The following is an 18,732-nucleotide window of genomic DNA, read 5'->3' as shown; positions in this document are numbered from 1 at the left end:
TTGCTCTCATTCTTCGTCAATATCCGCCTGTTCGTCGGCGAGGTTCAATGGGTGCGCCGGCTGGATGGTGGACACCGCATGTTTGTACACAAGCTGGGACATGCCATCACGCTGAAGCAACATGCAGAACAGATCGAACGCCGCGATATGTCCCTGCAACATCACGCCGTTGACCAGGAACATGGTCACATTGTCGTTCGATTTACGCACCGCGTTCAGGAAGATTTCCTGCAACAACGGCGCCTTACGCTGCGCTTCTCCGACGGCGTTGATGATTGCGGCGATATCAACCGCGCTCGACGGCATGATCGTCGAGATGGCGTGCTTGTAGATCAGTTGGGACTGGCCATCACGACGCAACAGCACGGAGAAATTGTCGAACCACGTCACTATGCCTTGCAGCTTGACGCCCTTGACGAGAAACATCGTCACCGGCGTCTTGGAGCGACGGAGCGCGTTGAGGAAGAGGTCCTGGAGGGAGGCTTGTTTGTCGGCCATCGGTCGATCCTTTGTTCTTGGCGGGTTTTTTCCCGCAGCGCGCCATTTACGGCGTCGGTTGTGCGATTGTCGCAGCGCTAATCTAGGTACGGTTGGCGATTTCGTCCACTATTCGTCGCGACCTTCCGTGATGCCGAGCAACTTCAATTTGCGGTGCAGTGCGGAACGCTCCATGCCGATGAAGTTCGCCGTGCGCGAGATGTTACCCGAAAACCGCTTGATCTGCACCCGGAGATACTCACGCTCGAACGTCTCCCGAGCCTCTCGCAGCGGTGAGCCCATGATCGCCGTTCCGCCGCTGCCCAATTCGCCGGGGTCGCCCAGCACCTCGCTCGGCAGCATGTCGAGATCGATACGACCGATCCGGTCGCCCGGTGCCATGATGATGACACGCTCGACGATGTTGCGGAGTTGCCGGACGTTGCCGGGCCACTCGTAGGATTGCAGCGCGACCATCGCATCCGGCGCGATCTCCGGCGTCGGCACCCGCCGATCCGCGGCGTAATGTGCGACGAAGTGCGAGATCAACGCCGGAATGTCCTCGCGGCGTTCTGCCAGCGCGGGGATCTGTACCGGCACGACGTTGAGCCGGTAGTAGAGATCCTCGCGAAAACGACCTTCGGATATCTCATGGGCGAGATCGCGCGCCGTTGCCGACACCACCCGGACATCTACCTTGACGATGCGCGTGCCGCCGACGCGCGTGAAGCTCTGGTCCGTCAGCACGCGGAGTATGCGGGCCTGCGTGGCGATCGGCATGTCGGCGATCTCGTCGAGGAACAACGTCCCGCCATGCGCCTGTTCCAGCAGGCCGGAACGGACGAGATCACCCCCCTCCTCCACGCCGAACAATTCTTCATCGACCCGCTCGGGCGTCATGCGCGCGGCGTTGACGATGACGAAGGGTGCGTCGACACGCTGGCTCCAGCCGTGGAGCAACCGCGCGGCGATCTCCTTGCCGACACCCGCCGCGCCCATCACCAACACGCGGCTGCCGGTCGCGGCAACCCGCTTGAGCGTGGCGCGGACCGCGTTGATCGCGGCAGAGTTGCCGGTGAGATCGGCGTCCCGAGCGGCCACGGCGCGAAGCGAAGCGACCTCCCGGCGCAAGCGCTCGGTTTCGGTCGCGCGCGCAACCATCAGCAACAGCCGCTCGGCTTCAAAGGGTTTTTCGATGAAGTCGGCCGCACCCCGGCGGATCGCAGCGACCGCAGTGTCGAGATTGCCATGGCCGGAGATCATCAACACGGGAATGGTGGAGTCGCGACGCTTGATCTCGTCGAGCAGATCCAGCCCGTCTAGCCGCGAACCGTGCAACCACACGTCGAGCAATACCAGCGAGGGACGACGCATCGAGATCGCCTCCAGCGCTCCGTCGCTGTTCGCGGCACTACGGGTGCCGTAGCCCTCGTCTTCCAGCACGCCCGCCACCAGATCGCGGATGTCATGCTCGTCGTCGACGATGAGGATATCGAGTGCCATGTTCTATGTCCGGTTCTGAGAAAGTTCGGGCGCATGCTGGTCGGTCACGGGCGCGTTCCCCTGATCGAGAGCGGCGAGCGCACTGGTGTCGAAGCGAATGGCTACGCACGTGCCGCCGCCGGGATTGTCGGTGAAGGTGATCGTGCCGAAATGCTCCTCGACGATCTTGGTAACAATCGCGAGCCCTAGGCCGGTGCCGCGCGCGCGCGTCGTGACATAGGGTTCGACGATGCGGTCGCGGTTCGCCGGCAGACCGACGCCAGTGTCGCGCACGACAATCGTGGCCGACATGCTATCGTTCGAAAGCGCCATCGAGACCGCACCCTCGGCGGATTCTCCCTTCGCTTCAATCGCTTCTACCGCGTTCTTGACGATGTTGGTCAGCGCCTGGCTGATCTGGCGTCGGTCACATATCAACGCCGGACCGGGTTCGTCATACTGAAGCACGAAGCGGATCTGCGGATGTGCGACTTCGTGCAGGAACAAGGTCTGTCGCGCGAGGTCGAGCAGGGACTCGCGGCGGAACATCGGCTTTGGCATGCGCGCGAACGACGAAAACTCATCGACCATCCGCCGCAGATCACCGACTTGGCGAACGATCGTATCGGTCAGCCGCGCGAATGTGCCGTCGTCAGCCACGATCTGCTTACCATAGCGGCGCTGGAGCCGCTCGGCGGCGAGCTGGATCGGGGTCAGCGGGTTCTTGATCTCGTGCGCGATCCGCCGGGCGACATCCGACCAGGCAGCCCGCCGCTGGTCGAGCAACTGCCCGGTGATATCATCAAACGTCAGGATCGGGCCTTCGGCGGCGCGGGTGATCTTCACCGCCAAGGTCTTGGCCTCACCGCCGGCGTCGACCTCGACAATCGCTTCACGGTCCTCGCTGGCGATCAGCGCACCCAGTTCTGGCGCCATCAACGAAAGCTGCCGGCCGACTGGGTTGCCATCGCCGGTCTTCAGCAAGGTTGCAGCCGATCGGTTGATCAACCGGATCATCCCGTCGCGGCCGATCGAAATAACGCCAGCGGTGACACCAGACAGCACCGCCTCGATCAGCGCGCGGCGGCTTTCAAGCGCGCTGGTTTGCTCCTGCAGACGGCTGGTCATTTGGTTGAAGGCGTTGGAAAGCGTGCCGACTTCATCGCGCTCCTCGCGTTCGGGAACGCGCGCGGTGAGGTCGCCATCCGCGATCAGGCGGGCGGCGCCGACCAGTTCGTCGATCGGGCGCACCAGTCGATCGGCCACGGCCAGCGCGATCCACACCGCGACGCCCACGATCAGCAAGGCGACGGCGAACAGGGCTGCGTTGAACAGGAGCTGCAGCTTGCGCGCCCGTGACTGAATGTCACGATAGTCCTTCAACACATCCTCGGCAGCGACGTGCTGCCGGTTGAGGAATTCGGCATTGGCCACCGTGCCGACGTAAAGATAGAGGTCGTCCGACCCAGGCAGCGGTGTGATGACCCACACCATGTCCTTGGCGAGATCGGCATAGGCGCGGTGCTGCCGCTTTACGATCTCAAGGATCGCGCGGTCGGCACGCCGGCTGAGCACAGACAGATCGGGTATCGCAACCACGGAGATCGGCTCGATGGACCCATTCGGCATCGCACGAAATACTGCAGCCTGACTGAGGCTGCGCGTATATGCCTGGGTCAAAAGGAAGGTGGGGAAGCTACGGGAATCAATCGGGATCTGTGCCGATTGACCAGCGATGTCAGCCGCCATCGCACGACCTTCATCCGACCAGCGCGTTATGATCTGACGTTGCGAGTCTCGGACCATGTTCATGGATGCTTCGAATGAACTGCGCGCGCGGTCCGACACCCAGAATTCTATGCCTGATTGGAACATGAAGGACGCCGCAATCACCGTCAGAACGATGGGGATGCTGGCGAGCAGCGAGAAGATCGCGACCAACCTGACGTGAAGCTGTCCCCCGCCCGCGACGGCCGAACGTTGTGCGCGATGGCGCGCAATCCGCCGTCCAAGCAGGATAATGACCGCGACAAGCGGCAGCAAATTCGCGAGCAATAGAAATGCGCTGAGCGCCGGCGGCACCATGCGTTCGGCAACCGCATGTGAGTGGACGACCGAGTATGTCGCCAACGCGATGGCCACCGTCGTGCCTAGCGCGGCGACCTCAACCGCAGCAGTCGGCCCGGGAACGCGGAGCCTGTGCCGGCTTGAATTTGGTTCGACGCGCGTCACCATCGTGTCAAAGGTACAACGTAACCGTTGCAAAGAAAACACACTAAACGTTCATGTCAGCCGGTCACCGGCTCGGCTCGCCGTCGCTGCACTAGCCGATGCCAAGTGTATCAAGCCGCTTGCGCAGAGTGTTGCGATTGATCCCCAAGGCGCGCGCCGCCCGCAACTGGTTGTTGCCATGCCGTTCCAGCAGTGCCTCTATCAGCGGTCGTTCCACTTCACCGATGATGCGGTCGTACAGCGAACCGTCATCGAGTGCGGCAGGCTCCTCGACGGCGAGACGTTCAAGTCGTGCGCGGATCGCGGCGGCGATACCGGGATCAACCTCTTCGGGCGTGATCGCCGAATAGGCGCCGCCGAGCAGTACGCGCACCTCCCCCGAGCCGATCGTGTCATCACGGCTCAGCACCGCCATGCGGCGCATCATGTTCTCGAGTTCCCGAACGTTGCCGGGCCAATCGTGACTCTCCAGCACGGCTACTGCTTGCGGGTCGAGTTGCTTACGCGGCAAACCGCTTTCGGCAGCGCGATCGAGGAAGTGGCGGGCCAGCAAGGCAATGTCCTGCCGCCGGGCACGCAATGCGGGCAAAGTCACCGGAACGACGTTGAGCCGGTAGAACAGATCTTCGCGAAACTGGCCGTTCGCTACCAGTTGCGACAGATCACGATTGGTCGCCGCCACGATCCGAACGTCGGCGCGGATCGTGCGCGCGCCGCCGACCGTGGTGAACTCGCCCGATTGCAGCACGCGCAACAGCCGGGTCTGCGCTTCCATCGGCATGTCACCGATCTCGTCCAGGAACAACGTCCCGCCCGCGGCCTGCTCGAACCTTCCGGCCGAGCGGGCCTGTGCACCGGTAAAAGCACCGCGTTCATGTCCGAACAGTTCCGCCTCGATCAGTTCGCGCGGGATCGCGGCCATGTTGATCGCGATGAACGGTGATCGGCGGCGGGGCCCGAGATCGTGGATCGCACGGGCGACGAGTTCCTTGCCGGTGCCGGATTCTCCTGACACCAGGACGGTAAGATCGTTGGAGACCACGCGGGCGATGACACGATAGACATCCTGCATCGCCGGGGAACGGCCGATCAGCGGCAACGCGCGGTCTTCCTCACCGATCGGCTCGATCACGCCGCCGGAGCCCCGCGCGAGCGCGCTTTGAACGGCAGCCGCGAGCGTGTCGATATCGAACGGTTTGGGCAGATAGTCGAACGCGCCAACCTCAGTGGAGCGCACGGCCGTCGTCAATGTGTTCTGCGCGGACAGCACGATCACCGGCAGGCCGGGATGTTCGACCAGCAAGCGCTCTACCATGTCGAGGCCGTTGCCGTCGGGCAGCACCACGTCGGTAATAAGGACGTCGGGCATGCCGGACGCCATCCGCATCTCCATCTCGGCGAGCGTTGCGGCGGTGGTCAGGCGGTGGCCGTCGCGTTGCAGTGCATGGACGACAACCGTGCGGATCGCATTGTCATCATCGACGACGAGGATGTTGCCGGCTCTGGTCACGCGGAACCTCTGGGAAGCAGGATGCGGAAGACGGTGGAGAGCGGCGACCCCTCGCGTGCATATTGGACGATGCCGCCCATGTCGCGCACCAGCTTGTCAACCAGAGACAGGCCAAGCCCCTGCCCCTCCGGCTTTCCGGAGATAAACGGGTCGAACAGGTGATCGGCAATTTCCTCCGGCGCGCCGGGGCCATTGTCGATCACGCACACCTCAATGGGTAGCGGCCGGCGTGGGCGGCCCGGTGACGGACTGACCGCCATCCCATGTCTATATGCGGTGGACAGCAGAATGCGGGGATTCGCGATTGCGGTCAGCGCCTCGCAGCCGTTCTTGAGGAGGTTCAGCACAACTTGCAGCAGTGCGTCGGGATCGACCAGCACCGGCGGCAGCGACGGATCGAACCGTTCCTCGATCGTGACATCGCGACCGAACCCCGCGAGCGCCACGCGTCGGGCATGGTCGAGCAGTGGGTAGATGTTGGACGGCTCAATGTTAAGCGGTCGCGTGTCGGTAAAGTCCTGCATCCGATCGATTAGCGCGGCGATGCGATCGACCTCGGTGGTGATAAGCGTCGTCAACTGATTGTCGGTTCTTGGCCCCGCCAGCAATTGCGCGGCGCCCCGTATGCCCGACAAGGGATTCTTGATCTCGTGCGCGAGCATCGCCGCGGCGCCGATTGCGGCGCGGGCGGCAGACGCGCGATCCGACGAATGCCCCAACCGTCGCGACCCGGCGACGTGATGCAAAGTGATGGTTCGCCAGCCCGGCCAGTCTGTCACCGCAGCTTCGATATAATCGAGACGAATTCGGCCGCCGCGGCGCAAGTCGATCTCGGTATCAAAGGCGGCGAACAGCCGATCGTCGCGGTTATCGGGTGCGCGTGGCGCATCGAGCACACTGCCCAGCGTCTGGCCGCGCATGAGCCGTTCGGAGAGATTCAGCAACGTCTCGCATTCAGCGTTGGCGTAGGTGATCCGAAACTCAGGATCGACCACGATCACCGCAACGGGGAGGGTTGCAAACAACTCGGCGAAGCTCGGCCCCGCCTCCACCATCATGACGTCATGCCGCCGCGCGGCTCCGATACGGCGCATAGAATTCGGCCAGCATCGCCTTGACCTGATTGGGATCGGCGATCTGGTTGGTCTTGTTGCGGAACTCGGCCGATCCATGCAGCCCGCGCGTGTACCAGCCAATGTGCTTGCGCATCATGTTGACGCCGGTCTCGTTGCCATAATGCTCCAGCATCGACTCATAATGCGCTGCAATCAGGCTATATTGCTCGTCCAGCGTAGGATCGGCAACCCGGCGGCCGGAGCGGAACCACTCCATCACCTGACCGAGCAGCCACGGCCGCCCGTACGATCCACGCCCGATCATGATGCCATCCGCTCCGGACTGATCAAGCGCCGCCTCGGCATCCTCGATCGAACAGATGTCGCCATTGGCGATGACCGGCACGCGCACCGCGTCCTTGACCTTGCGGATGAACGCCCAGTCGGCGCTGCCCTTGTACATCTGGTTGCGGGTGCGGCCGTGCACGGTAATCAGTTTCACCCCGAGATCCTCGGCGATATGGGCGAGTTCCGGCGCGTTGAGACTGGAATGATCCCAGCCCATCCGCATCTTCAGCGTGACCGGCACCTTCACCGCATCGACCACGCCTTTGACGATCGCGGCAGCGCTGACGAGATCGCGCATCAGCGCCGATCCGGCATCGCCGTTGGTCACCTTGCGCACCGGGCAGCCCATGTTGATGTCGATGATCGCGGCGCCACGGTCCTCCGATAGCTTGGCGGCCTCGCCCATCTCATGGGGCGTACAGCCGACAAGCTGCATCGACACCGGGTCTTCGATCGGATGCCATGCCGCCTTCTGCAACGACTGGCGCGTTTCGCGAATCGCCGCTTGGCTCGCCACCATCTCGGTGACGTTGAGCCCGGAGCCGTAGCGCCGTACGATCGTCCGGAATGGCATGTCGGTCACGCCCGTCATCGGCGCCAGGATCACTGGCTGCGAAATCGTGACGGGGCCGATCTGAATAGGAGCGAGGGTGCGCGCTGTCACTGTGGGTCTGCCTGAAAAACAGGCAGTCTATACGCGAAGGGCGCCGATGCGGCAAGGTTGGCAGTCGCGGCGGCTTGGGCTAGGCGCTGGCATCATGTCGTCACCCAAAACATACGCGATCATCGTAGCCGCCGGGCAGGGCCTGCGCAGCGGCAGCGCGCTTCCCAAACAGTTCGCCTCCCTCGCCGGCAAACCGCTACTCGCACACAGCCACGCCGCGTTCGCCGCGCATTCCGCCATTGCGGGCGTGCTGGTGGTAATCGGCGCCGGTCAGGAGGCGCTGCTCGCCGAGACTCTCGGTGACGTGCCGTTCGTCATTGGGGGCATGACCCGCCGCGATTCGGTTTGCAACGGCTTGCAGGCGCTCGCCGCCGAAGCGCCCGATCGCGTGCTGATCCATGATGCCGCCCGCCCGTTCCTCTCGGCCGACGTGATCGACCGGCTGGTCGCCGCGCTCGACTCGGATGTCGGTGCGATTCCCGCGCTTGCCGTCGCCGACACGCTGGTGCGCCACGACGGCACGCTCGGGGAGACGGTCTCGCGCGATTACCTTTACCGGGTGCAAACTCCGCAGGCGTTCCGCTTCGCCGAGGTGCTGGCCGCACACCGCGACTGGCCCGAACATGCGGAAGCGACCGACGACGCGCAGATGGTCGCGCGATCCGGCTATAATGTCTCCATCGTCCAAGGCGACCCGATGCTCGAGAAGATCACCCACCCGTCCGATTTCGCCGCCGCCGAAGCGCGCCATGCCGCCACCCTGCGCGTGCGTACCGCCACCGGCTATGACGTTCATCGCCTCGTCGAGGGCGAGGAGCTGTGGCTGGGCGGGTTGTTGATTCCGCACGACAAGGGGCTGTCGGGCCATAGCGATGCCGACGTCGCGCTCCACGCGGTCACCGACGCGTTGCTGGGTACGATCGCGGATGGCGATATCGGCATGCACTTCCCGCCGAGCGATCCGCAGTGGCGTGGCGCGAACTCGGCGCAGTTCCTCCAGCATGCCGCCACGCTGATCGCGCGCCGCGGTGGGATCATCGACTTCATCGACCTTACCATCATCTGCGAGGCCCCCAAGATCGGCCCCCACCGCGAGGGTATGCGCACACGTATCGCCGATCTGCTGCAGGTGGCTCCCGGTCAGATCAGCGTCAAGGCGACCACGACCGAACGGCTCGGCTTCACCGGTCGTGGCGAGGGCATCGCAGCGCAGGCGGTGGCGACGATCAGGATCGCGGCATGATGAGAACCCGGCGTCTTCTCGCGGTTGCCGCTGCCGCGTGCGCGCTTGCCTCAAACGCTGTCGCCCAGCCGCTTCGTGCACGCGCTTGCGTGACTGCGCCCGAGGCGGAATCGCTGCTCATCACCGTCATCCCCGATGCATTGGAGGAGGTGGGCCGCACCTGTGCGACGCAGCTGCCGCCTACCGCGCTGTTGCGCTCGCCCGGACGGGCGTTTGGCGACAATTACCGCGCGCTTGCCGATGCGAATTGGCCGAATACGAGACGGGCGTTGGCCAAAATCCTGCCGCCCGAAGCGACGCCGATGCTCGATAACGATCTCGCCCGGCTGATGCTAATCTCGCTTGCGGGGCCGATCGTTGCGCAGCAGGTGACGCCGGCGGATTGCGGTCCGGCCAACCGGTTTCTCACCATGATCGCGCCGTTGCCGCCCAAGAACGCGGTCGGTGCGATCGTTGCGGCGATGCAGATCGCGGCAACCGACCGCAAGAACGGCGTCAAGCCAGCCGCTATTCCCATTTGTCCGTTCGGAGCCCAGTGACGATGCTGACCATCCTGCCTGCCGAACTCGTCGCCGCCGCCCAGAAGGCGGTCGATACCAACCTTGCGGCCGGCCGCACGATCTGCGTCGCGGAAAGCTGCACCGGTGGCCTCGTTGCGGCTGCGATTACCGAAATCCCGGGTTCGTCCGCCATGTTCGAACGCGGCTACATCACGTATTCCAACGACGCGAAGGTCGACACGCTCAACGTCAGCCCGGATGTGCTCGACACGTTCGGCGCGGTTTCGATCGCGACTGCGTGGAGCATGGCGCAAGGCGCGTTGGAGGCAAGCGGCGCGGATATCGCCGTGGCGATCACCGGCGTCGCGGGCCCCGATGGCGGCACCGAGAAGAAACCGGTTGGTACGGTCGTGTTCGCGCGCGCCGAGCGGGGCGCGGACCCGCAGCATGTCGTCGCGGATCGCAAGCAGTTCGGCGATATCGGCCGCGGCGGCATCCGCCTTCAGGCGGCGTTATGCGCGCTCGAATTGTTGCTGCCGTCTGCAACAGAGCGGGACGAAGCCCCGTAAAGCATGGCGGCGCGTTCCTCGAACGCACCGATCATCTTGCGGAGCGCAACACCGAACACCTGCCCGGCCAACATCTCGAACACGCGATTCTTGAACGCAAAATCGACCGTGAAATCGACCGCGCAACCAGTGCCCTCCGGGCGGAAAACCCAATCGTTACGCAGATATTTCAGCGGTCCGTCGACATAATCGACATGCACCCGGTTTGGCCGTTCCTTATCGATCTTCGAGGTGAACGTCTCGCGCAGGCCCTTGAAGCCGACGATCATGTCGGCAACCATCTGCGTATCGGTGTTCGACCGCACCCGCATCGCGGATACCCACGGCAGGAACTCCGGGTATCGTGCGACATCGGCGACCAGCTCGAACATCTGCTCTGGCGTATACGGCAGGCGGCGCGTTTCGTGATGCTTAGGCAAAGTGTGCTACCCCGGCCATCACACCCGCACCATCGCCAGCTTTGCCTCCCGCGCGGCACGCAGGCGGGCAAAGTCATCCCCAGCGTGATAGCTCGACCTCGTCAACGGCGAGGATGCGACCAGCAGGAAGCCCTTCGCGCGCGCGATCTGCGCATAGGCGTCGAACGCCTTGGGCGTCACAAAATCGATCACCTTGGCATGGCGCGGCGTCGGCTGGAGATACTGCCCCATCGTCAGAAAATCGATGTCGGCGGAGCGCATGTCATCCATCACCTGATGCACCTCCAGCCGCTCCTCACCCAGCCCGAGCATGACCCCGGACTTGGTGAAGATCGACGGGTCGTGCCGCTTCACGCTTTCCAGCAGTCGCAGCGACGCGTAGTAGCGCGCACCGGGGCGGATCGTCGGATAAAGGCGCGGCACTGTTTCCAGGTTGTGGTTGTACACGTCTGGCCGGGCGGTCACGATCGACTCGACCGCAGCCTGCGTCTTGTTGCGAAAATCCGGCGTCAGGATTTCGATCGTTGTCGTCGGCGTGGTGCGACGTAGCGCCTCGATCACCTTGACGAACTGCGACGCGCCGCCATCCGGCAGATCGTCACGATCGACGGAGGTGATAACGATATGTTCCAGCCCCAGTTCGGCGGCGGCATCGGCGGTGTGTTGCGGCTCCAGCTTGTCGACCGCGCGCGGCATGCCGGTCTTCACGTTGCAGAACGCGCAGGCCCGGGTGCAGGTGTCGCCCAAGATCATCACCGTGGCGTGCTTCTTGGTCCAGCACTCGCCGATGTTCGGGCAAGCCGCTTCCTCACACACCGTGTTGAGGCCGAGCCGCCGCATCAGCCCCTTGGTCTCGTTATACACCGCACCCATCGGTGCCTTCACCCGAATCCAGTCCGGTTTGCGCTGTCGTCCTTCGGGGCGCGGCTCGGCAGGCGTCAGGGCAGGATGGGCGATCGGCGTAATGTCGTTCATGTGGGTCAAATAGCGATCAAGGCGGCTCCCCACAACTGCCGGGCGCATCATCGCGCTTGCGCTTGTCGGAAGCGCGGGTTTGCCGTTAGGAACCGCCCATCACTTTGCCTGGAGAGCAAGCATGAGCGGTTTCGACGATCTGATCGACGGGTATCAGCGGTTCCGCGTGGTCGACTGGACGCGACAGCGCGCACGCTGGGCCGAACTGCGCGAGGGCCAGGCGCCGCGCGTGCTGGTGATCGCCTGTTCGGACAGCCGGGTCGATCCTTCGCAGATTTTCGACACCTCGCCCGGTGAGATTTTCGTGGTGCGCAACGTCGCCAATCTGGTCCCGCCATTCGAACACGACGGGTCGCGCCACGGCGTTTCGGCCGCACTCGAATTCGCGGTGACACAACTCAACGTCACCGATGTGGTGGTGATGGGTCACGGCTCCTGCGGTGGCGTGAAGGCGGCCCTCACCCATGCTTTCGAGGGCAAGGAACCCGGCGAAGGAGGCTTCATCGCACACTGGGTCGACATGCTGGACGCGGCGCGCGACCGGATCGTCGCCCAGCACGGCACCGGCCCGGAGGCGATCCGCGCGCTTGAGCTGGAGACGGTCCGCGTCAGCCTTGCCAACCTGCGCACCTTCCCCTTCATCCCCGAGCGCGAGGCGGCGGGCACGCTAAAGCTGCGCGGCGCCTATTTCGCCATCGCCGATGGGGTGTTGCACGTCATGAATGACGACGGCACTTTCGCTCCCGCGTGAGAAGCGCCGCAGGGTGGCGCGTTCGGTTGCCGATGATCAGGCCGGGTCTGCCCGCGCCATGCTCGCTTGTGAAACGGTGATATGGCGCGGCTTGCCTTCACTTTGGGCAATGGCCGGGATCGGCGCCGAGGATGGATCTGCGTTGCCGCGATGCACCCGCACGCCTCCCACACCGCTCTCCGCGACCGCCGGGGAAGCTGTTATCGCACGAGCAGGCGTGTCATCGCCCATGCTGCGGTGGATCGTCACCGAACCCACCACCTGGATTCCGCCATTCACGGCGCTCGACGGGGCGAAATCGCTGGTGTCGGTCGCGGCTAACAACGGGGTGCTGTCGCCAGGCAGACTCTCGCTCCCAGAGTAGGTCTGGCGGAACGCCAGCGCATTCTCCATTGCACCGCGCCAGCGGTAGAAGATATGCGCGCCGACCGAGGCGACTTGCTTCATGCTGCCCGCCCACCACGGCGACACGTAATTGGCGTGGTAGAACGTCGCCGAACCGACCGGGGCGTAGACCAACCCGGCCAGCGCGCCCATCGCCACCGCGCGCGCGCGCGCCCAGGCGCGTGACTCAATCGGCCGGTTGAGCGAACCATCGCAAGTGAAGCTGAACTGGCATCCGGTGCGGCGAGTCGACCCCTGATATACGACGCCGCAGATGCTGCGCGGAAACGCGCGATCCCGCACACGGTTGAGCACTACCTGCGCAACGGCGCGTTCGCCCTCGTCACCTTCCGATCGCGCCTCGTAATAGACCGCCGCCGTCAGGCAATCGAGAGCGCGGGTGGCATCGTCGGCGGTCTGTGCCTGCGCGAAGAACGCAGGCGCGGCCTGATCCTCGAACGCGGTCGCGTCCTCCTTCATCGAGGCGTGGATCACATCCCCCGGCACGTTGAGCGCGAGCCGCTTGAGCAGATCGGGCGCTCGGACGACCGGCGGGATGTCCATCACCACCTGCATCCGCGGCGCGCGCGTGCAGGATGGCGCGAGCAGGATCGCCGGCAGCATCAGCAGCAGACACGACAACAGGGAAAAGCGGCGCCAGTTCATCCGGCACACGCTTAGCGTGAAAGGTTTAGGCTCCGGTTAAGGACACTCGCCCTTCAGCGCGGCGCGCGCGACTTTCTCAACCTCCGGGTCGAGCACCGGCGGGGTCATGTCCACGCCTGCCTCCAGCGCATCCGCAATCAGCGTGAGAGCGGCAATCCGCGCGGATTTCTTGCGGTTACCGTCAACGACGTGCCAAGGCGCCGCGCGTGTATCGGTGCGGCAGAACATGTCGTGCATCGCCTCGAGATATGCGTCACGCTTGGCGCGGTTGCGATAATCGTCCAGCCCGGTCTTCCAGCGTTTCCAAGGATGGTCGAGCCGGGCCGCGAGCCGCTTGTCCTGCGTTTTCTGGCTGGTGTGGACGAACAGCTTTACGATCGTCGTGCCCGATTCGACCTGCTGCGCCTCGAATGCGTTGATTTCGTCATAGCCACGCTTCCAGTCGTCTTTGGAAGCATAGCCTTCGACACGTTCGACCAGCACGCGACCATACCAGCTGCGATCGAACACGGCGATGTCGCCATTGGCGGGCAGCCGCTGCCAGAAGCGCCACAGGAAGTGCCGGTCGCGTTCCGCGTCGGTCGGTGCCTTGATCGGCCAGACCTCGAAATTGCGCGGGTCCCATTCGCCGGTCAGCCGCTGGATGATGCCGCCCTTCCCCGCCGCGTCCCAGCCCTCGAACAGCACGATCGCGCGCTTGCCGTGGACGATATGCGCGACCTGGATGTGCGCGAGCCGCTTTTGCAGCTTGGTGATGGCGTGCTCGTAATCGCCGTCGAAATCCGAACCGGATTCGTAATCTCTGAGATCGATGGTCATCACCGCTCAATCCCGCCGCGCCGGAACAGTTCCGGCGCGGCGGTCAAAGCGTTACTTGGTACCCGGACCGTCGACCAGCTTGATGTGCAATTCCTTCAACTGCTTGGGGCTGGCGAAGTTCGGCGCGCCCATCATCAGATCCTCCGCCTTCTGCGTCATCGGGAAGGTGATGACCTCGCGAATGTTCGGCTCGTCCGCCAGCAGCATGACGATACGGTCGACGCCCGGCGCGGAGCCGCCGTGCGGCGGGGCGCCGCACTTGAACGCGTTGATCATACCCGCGAAGTTGGTATCGACCTCGGCCTGCGTATAGCCGGCGATCTCGAACGCCTTGTACATGATCTCGGGCTTGTGGTTCCGGATCGCACCAGACGACAGCTCCACGCCGTTGCAGACGATGTCGTACTGATAGGCGAGGATATCGAGCGGGTTCATCGTTTCCAGCGCCTCCATCTCGCCCTGCGGCATCGAGAACGGATTGTGGCTGAAATCGACCTTCTTGAGGTCCTCGTCATATTCGAACATCGGGAAATCGACGATCCAGCAGAACTCGAAGCGCTTGTCGTCGATCAATCCCAGCGTTTCCGCGACACGCGTGCGGGCGAGACCGGCGAGCTTGGCGGCCTGCGCTTCCTTGCCGGCGGCGAAGAACATGCCGTCATCCGGGCCGAGGCCGAGCGCGTCGGCCATCTCGGTCATCTTCGCCTCGCCGTGGTTCTTGGCGATCGGGCCACCCCATTCGCCGCCCTTTCGGGTGGCGTAGCCGAGCCCGGCAAAGCCTTCGCCCTGCGCCCAACTGTTCATATCGTCGAAGAATTTGCGGCTCTTGTCCGCCGTGCCCGGTGCCGGGATCGCCCGCACCACGTCACCCGCTTCTACGATCGACGCGAACCGACCGAAGCCAGAACCGACGAACTGCGCCGACACGTCCGAGATCAGGATCGGGTTGCGGAGATCGGGCTTGTCGTTGCCGTACTTGAGCATCGATTCGCGGTAAGGGATGCGCTTGAACGGCAGCGGGCTGACGGTGCGGCCCTTGCCCTGCCAGTCGGCGAATTGCTCGAACACGCCGTGCAGCACCGGCTCGATCGCGGCGAACACGTCGTCCTGCGTGACGAAGCTCATCTCGAAATCGAGCTGGTAGAACTCGCCCGGCGACCGATCGGCGCGGGCATCCTCATCACGAAAGCACGGCGCGATCTGGAAATAGCGGTCGAACCCGGCCACCATCAGCAACTGCTTAAACATCTGCGGCGCCTGCGGCAGCGCGTAGAACTTGCCCGGATGCACCCGGCTCGGCACCAGATAATCGCGCGCGCCTTCGGGGCTGCTCGCGGTCAGGATCGGGGTCTGGAACTCGGTGAAGCCCTGCCCGATCATCCGCTGGCGCAGCGACGAGATCACCTGCGAGCGCAGCAGGATGTTGGCATGCAGCCGCTCGCGCCGCAGATCGAGGAAACGATAGCGCAGGCGGATATCCTCAGGGTACTCGTTCTCGCTCGCCACCGGCATCGGCAGTTCATGCGCGACCGACTGCACCACCGCGGAGGTCGCCCGCACCTCAATCGCGCCGGTCGGCAGGTTGGGGTTCACCGCCTCGCCCGCACGCGCCACGACGGTGCCGGTGATCGTCACCACGCTCTCACTGCGCAGGCTCTCGATCACCTCGAAAACCGCGCCGCTCACGTCGGTCACGATCTGGGTAATGCCGTAATGGTCGCGCAGATCGACGAAGACGAGATCGCCGTGGTCGCGCTTCTTGTGGACCCAGCCCGACAGGCGGACTTCCTGGCCGACGTGTTCGGCGCGAAGTTCGGCGCAAGTGTGCGTGCGATAGGCGTGCATGTGCTGTCTCTACGGTCTGCGCCCCGGCCAAGCGGAGCGTTGGGAATATGGTCGCGCACCTCCCTTTACGACACGCCTTTGTCAAGGCGCGCATCCCTCGCTAAGGGGTGAAGATGCATATCCATCCGCTCATTACCGACAGCGCCACGCTCGCGAATCTTTGCGCTCGCCTCGCCGAAGCCGACTTCGTCTGCGTCGATACCGAGTTCATGCGCGAGAACACGTTCTGGCCGGAACTCTGCCTGATCCAGATCGCCGACGAGAACGAGGCGGCGGCGATCGACCCGATGGCCCCCGGCCTCGACATGACGCCGCTGCTCGACCTGATGGTCAATAACGAGGACGTGCTGAAGGTCTTCCACGCCGGCGGGCAGGATCTCGAGATCGTCTACAACCTCACCGGCAAGACCCCCTACCCGCTGTTCGACACGCAGGTCGCGGCGATGGCGCTCGGTCAGGGCGAACAGATCGGCTATTCGAACCTGGTCGACGCGTATCTCGGCATCAGCGTCGACAAGGGCGCGCGCTTCACCGACTGGAGCCGTCGTCCGCTCGATGCGCGGCAGATCGAATATGCGATCGGCGACGTGACGCATCTTGCGAAGATCTTTCCCAAGATGCTCAATCGCCTGCGCAAGACTGGGCGTGGCGCGTGGCTCGACATCGAGATGGAGCGAATCGGCGATCCCGCCAATTATGCGAACGATCCCGACACGGCATGGCGGCGCATTCGCGTGCCAAGTCGCAAAGCCGACATCCTCGGCCGCCTCAAGGCCTTGGCGCGCTGGCGCGAGTTGGAGGCGCAGGGAAAGAACCTGCCGCGCGGCCGCATCGTCAAGGACGAGACGATCGCGGATATTGCCGGTCACCCGCCGCGTAAGCAGGCGGATCTCGCCAAGGTGCGCGGCCTGTCCCCCACCTGGGCGACCAACGACATCGGCGGGCGGATGATGGCCGCGCTGGAGAACGCCGAACCGATGGCGGCGGACGAAATGCCCGCGCGCGACGATCGCAAGCCCGGTCTTGGCAAGGACGGCGCCTTGGTGGCGGACCTGCTCAAGTTGCTGCTCAAGATCCGTTCGCGCGATATCGACGTCGCAGCGCGGCTGCTCGCGCGCGGTGACGATCTCGACGCGCTTGCCGCCGGGCAGCGCGAGGGGCTGTCGATCCTCGAAGGCTGGCGATTCGACCAGTTCGGCCGCGACGCGCTCGATCTGGTTGAGGGCCGGCTTGCGTTCGCAGTGGTGAACGGCAAGCTCAAGATGACCCGTACCGAGGCCGTCGTCACCGAGTAACGGCGGCGGGCCTCAGGCCGAGAAGATCGCTTTTCGGCCGAGTGCCGTCGCCAGTGCGGCATGCCGCCGCTCCACCGCCTCGCTATACAGCGCGCGGTCGGCAGCGGGCATCGTCAGCACCGCCGCTCCGTTCTCATCGCTGAGTCGGGTGCGTCGCAACGGCCCCTCCAGCCCGCCGCTCAGCCGCTGGCCGAGCCGCATCGCCAGCCCCCAGCCGATCGCGCGTTTCAGCTCGGCGGGGGGTGCCAGTGCGCCGACCGGGGCCGGTGCCTCCATCCCACCGCCGAGGCTGGTGAACAACGCCTGCGCCATCAGCGCCCGCCCGCGTGCATCAATGCCGACCCAATTGCCGTGCAGCGCGATCTCGACACCGCGCTCTGCCCGGAAATCGGGGTTGGCGCGCCAGCCGACATCGGCGAGCAGACACGCGGCCAACCGGAGCCGCGCCATCGCCGGCGCATCGGTCACGAACAGCGGCGCGATCCACCGGTCTAACAAATCGCCATGTTCGGCGAAACGGCCATGCCGCCGGCCCTCGTCGCGCGCCGCCACGATCAGCGGATCGAGTGCGCGTGTCTCGGCATCCAGCGCCTGATAGAGCAGCCCCTCGCGCAAGCCATAGGCGGAGACAATCGTACGCTCGCAGCCCAGTTGCTTGAGCAAAATCGCCAGTAACGACGTCGCATCGCCGAGCGACCCCGCTCGACCCGATTGCAACCCCGGCACGGCGCGCAGCCAGCCCTTGTTGACCTGTGCGATCGTTCGTCCCATCCGCGTGATCGACGCGCGAGGCATGGCATATTGGTGGATCACCGGGAGCGGATATTCGCCAAGGTGCATGTCTAGCCGCGCCATCGATCGCCACGAGCCGCCGACCAAATACAGCGGCAGCCCCTTGCCACGCCCGGCCCAGCCGGCATCCTTGATGAGTTTCGTGACGCGCCTTTGCAACGCGCCCGGCCCCTCTCCCCGAATTGCCGCGACACGCAACACGCCGAGCGGAAAAGAAACTCGGTCCTGCACCGCACCACCGCGTACGCGGATCAGTTCGAGGCTGCCCCCGCCAAGATCGCCGACGATGCCGTTGGCATCGGGAATGCCCGACAGCACGCCATAGCCCGCGCCGACCGCCTCCTCCTCGCCCGACAGCAACTCCACCGTCAGTCCCGCCGCCTTGGCGATCGCCAGCAACGCCTTGCCGTTGCTGGCATCGCGCACCGCCGCCGTCGCGACGGTGCGAAGCTGATCGACCTCCATTTCGCGGGCGACGGCGGCGAAGCGGTCCAGCGCATCCTCCGCCATGCGCAACGACGATGGCGAGATCGCGCCGGTATCGGCAAGGCCACGCCCCAGCCCGGCCATCACCTTTTCGTTGAACAAGATCGCCGGCAATCGCGCCGGTCCCTGATAGACGACAAGTCGGATCGAATTCGAGCCGATGTCGATGATGGCGGTGCGCGGCTCGAGCGCCACCGGCGTTTTGCCGAACAACGCCATG

General features: G+C 64.6%; 17 protein-coding genes. 5 read left to right on the top strand and 12 right to left on the bottom strand.

Annotation, left to right across the window (positions count from 1 at the left end):
• Positions 1–6: 6 nt before the first annotated feature.
• The 6 genes from hfq to dusB form a co-directional block, all read right to left on the bottom strand.
• The gene (gene hfq / locus OXR00_RS02500) at positions 7–573 is read right to left on the bottom strand and encodes an RNA chaperone Hfq (protein ID WP_267387123.1); all 567 of its coding nucleotides are present in this window, start codon (positions 571–573) and stop codon (positions 7–9) included.
• A 33-nt stretch (positions 574–606) separates the two neighbouring features.
• Positions 607–1,980 (bottom strand): sigma-54 dependent transcriptional regulator, encoded by a 1,374-nt coding sequence (locus OXR00_RS02495; RefSeq protein WP_242146335.1) that lies wholly within the window; start codon positions 1,978–1,980, stop codon positions 607–609.
• Positions 1,981–1,983: 3 nt separating this feature from the next.
• A complete protein-coding gene (locus OXR00_RS02490; protein ID WP_267386455.1) occupies positions 1,984–4,194 on the bottom strand; it encodes an ATP-binding protein in 2,211 nt (736 codons plus the stop codon).
• Positions 4,195–4,282: 88 nt separating this feature from the next.
• Positions 4,283–5,701, bottom strand: coding sequence for a nitrogen regulation protein NR(I) (gene ntrC / locus OXR00_RS02485; RefSeq protein ID WP_267386454.1), 1,419 nt, complete (start codon positions 5,699–5,701; stop codon positions 4,283–4,285).
• The gene (locus OXR00_RS02480) at positions 5,698–6,795 is read right to left on the bottom strand and encodes an ATP-binding protein (protein WP_267386453.1); all 1,098 of its coding nucleotides are present in this window, start codon (positions 6,793–6,795) and stop codon (positions 5,698–5,700) included. The genes ntrC and OXR00_RS02480 overlap by 4 nt, the downstream gene beginning before the upstream one ends.
• Entirely contained in the window at positions 6,764–7,696 is a 933-nt protein-coding gene (gene dusB / locus OXR00_RS02475; protein ID WP_267387122.1) for a tRNA dihydrouridine synthase DusB, read from the bottom strand. Before dusB ends, OXR00_RS02480 begins: the two co-directional genes overlap by 32 nt.
• A 166-nt stretch (positions 7,697–7,862) precedes the next feature.
• Here dusB and OXR00_RS02470 point away from each other — a divergent pair, with 166 nt between their 5' ends.
• From OXR00_RS02470 to OXR00_RS02460, 3 genes are all read left to right on the top strand, one after another.
• Positions 7,863–9,011 carry a bifunctional 2-C-methyl-D-erythritol 4-phosphate cytidylyltransferase/2-C-methyl-D-erythritol 2,4-cyclodiphosphate synthase gene (locus OXR00_RS02470; protein ID WP_267386452.1) on the top strand — a complete coding sequence of 383 codons (1,149 nt, stop codon included), beginning with the start codon at positions 7,863–7,865 and terminating at the stop codon, positions 9,009–9,011.
• Positions 9,012–9,100: 89 nt separating this feature from the next.
• The gene (locus tag OXR00_RS02465; protein ID WP_242146330.1) at positions 9,101–9,550 is read left to right on the top strand and encodes a hypothetical protein; all 450 of its coding nucleotides are present in this window, start codon (positions 9,101–9,103) and stop codon (positions 9,548–9,550) included.
• 2 nt (positions 9,551–9,552) lie between these two features.
• Positions 9,553–10,080 (top strand): CinA family protein, encoded by a 528-nt coding sequence (locus OXR00_RS02460; RefSeq protein WP_242147097.1) that lies wholly within the window; start codon positions 9,553–9,555, stop codon positions 10,078–10,080.
• Here the strand turns inward: OXR00_RS02460 and OXR00_RS02455 are convergent.
• Together OXR00_RS02455 and lipA are read right to left on the bottom strand one after the other, a co-directional pair.
• The gene (locus OXR00_RS02455) at positions 10,014–10,499 is read right to left on the bottom strand and encodes a type II toxin-antitoxin system RatA family toxin (protein WP_267386451.1); all 486 of its coding nucleotides are present in this window, start codon (positions 10,497–10,499) and stop codon (positions 10,014–10,016) included. The genes OXR00_RS02460 and OXR00_RS02455 overlap by 67 nt on opposite strands.
• Before the next feature lie 18 nt (positions 10,500–10,517).
• Positions 10,518–11,474 (bottom strand): lipoyl synthase, encoded by a 957-nt coding sequence (lipA, locus tag OXR00_RS02450; RefSeq protein WP_242146328.1) that lies wholly within the window; start codon positions 11,472–11,474, stop codon positions 10,518–10,520.
• A gap of 121 nt (positions 11,475–11,595) precedes the next feature.
• Here lipA and OXR00_RS02445 point away from each other — a divergent pair, with 121 nt between their 5' ends.
• Positions 11,596–12,225, top strand: a complete 630-nt coding sequence (locus OXR00_RS02445; protein ID WP_267386449.1) for a carbonic anhydrase — start codon at positions 11,596–11,598, stop codon at positions 12,223–12,225.
• Between the two features lie 36 nt (positions 12,226–12,261).
• Here the strand turns inward: OXR00_RS02445 and OXR00_RS02440 are convergent, their stop codons facing one another.
• The 3 genes from OXR00_RS02440 to aspS are packed head-to-tail and all read right to left on the bottom strand — an operon-like array spanning position 12,262 to position 15,939.
• On the bottom strand, positions 12,262–13,275 hold the full coding sequence (locus tag OXR00_RS02440; RefSeq protein WP_267386448.1) for a cell wall hydrolase: 1,014 nt from the start codon (positions 13,273–13,275) through the stop codon (positions 12,262–12,264).
• A 36-nt stretch (positions 13,276–13,311) separates the two neighbouring features.
• On the bottom strand, positions 13,312–14,094 hold the full coding sequence (locus tag OXR00_RS02435) for a polyphosphate kinase (RefSeq protein ID WP_267386447.1): 783 nt from the start codon (positions 14,092–14,094) through the stop codon (positions 13,312–13,314).
• A gap of 51 nt (positions 14,095–14,145) precedes the next feature.
• Positions 14,146–15,939: an aspartate--tRNA ligase gene (gene aspS / locus OXR00_RS02430; protein ID WP_267386446.1), complete on the bottom strand. Its 1,794-nt coding sequence runs from the start codon at positions 15,937–15,939 to the stop codon at positions 14,146–14,148.
• A 113-nt stretch (positions 15,940–16,052) separates the two neighbouring features.
• Here aspS and rnd point away from each other — a divergent pair, with 113 nt between their 5' ends.
• Positions 16,053–17,234 (top strand): ribonuclease D, encoded by a 1,182-nt coding sequence (gene rnd, locus OXR00_RS02425; RefSeq protein WP_267386445.1) that lies wholly within the window; start codon positions 16,053–16,055, stop codon positions 17,232–17,234.
• 12 nt (positions 17,235–17,246) lie between these two features.
• Here the strand turns inward: rnd and OXR00_RS02420 are convergent, their stop codons facing one another.
• The gene (locus OXR00_RS02420) at positions 17,247–18,731 is read right to left on the bottom strand and encodes a Ppx/GppA family phosphatase (protein ID WP_267386444.1); all 1,485 of its coding nucleotides are present in this window, start codon (positions 18,729–18,731) and stop codon (positions 17,247–17,249) included.
• Position 18,732: the final 1 nt, after the last annotated feature.

Origin of the sequence: Sphingomonas sp. GC_Shp_3 (assembly GCF_026540945.1) — a bacterium.
Classification (GTDB): domain Bacteria; phylum Pseudomonadota; class Alphaproteobacteria; order Sphingomonadales; family Sphingomonadaceae; genus Sphingomonas.
Note: the sequence above shows the minus strand (reverse complement) of the source record. Positions and strands in the feature narration are given on the sequence as shown.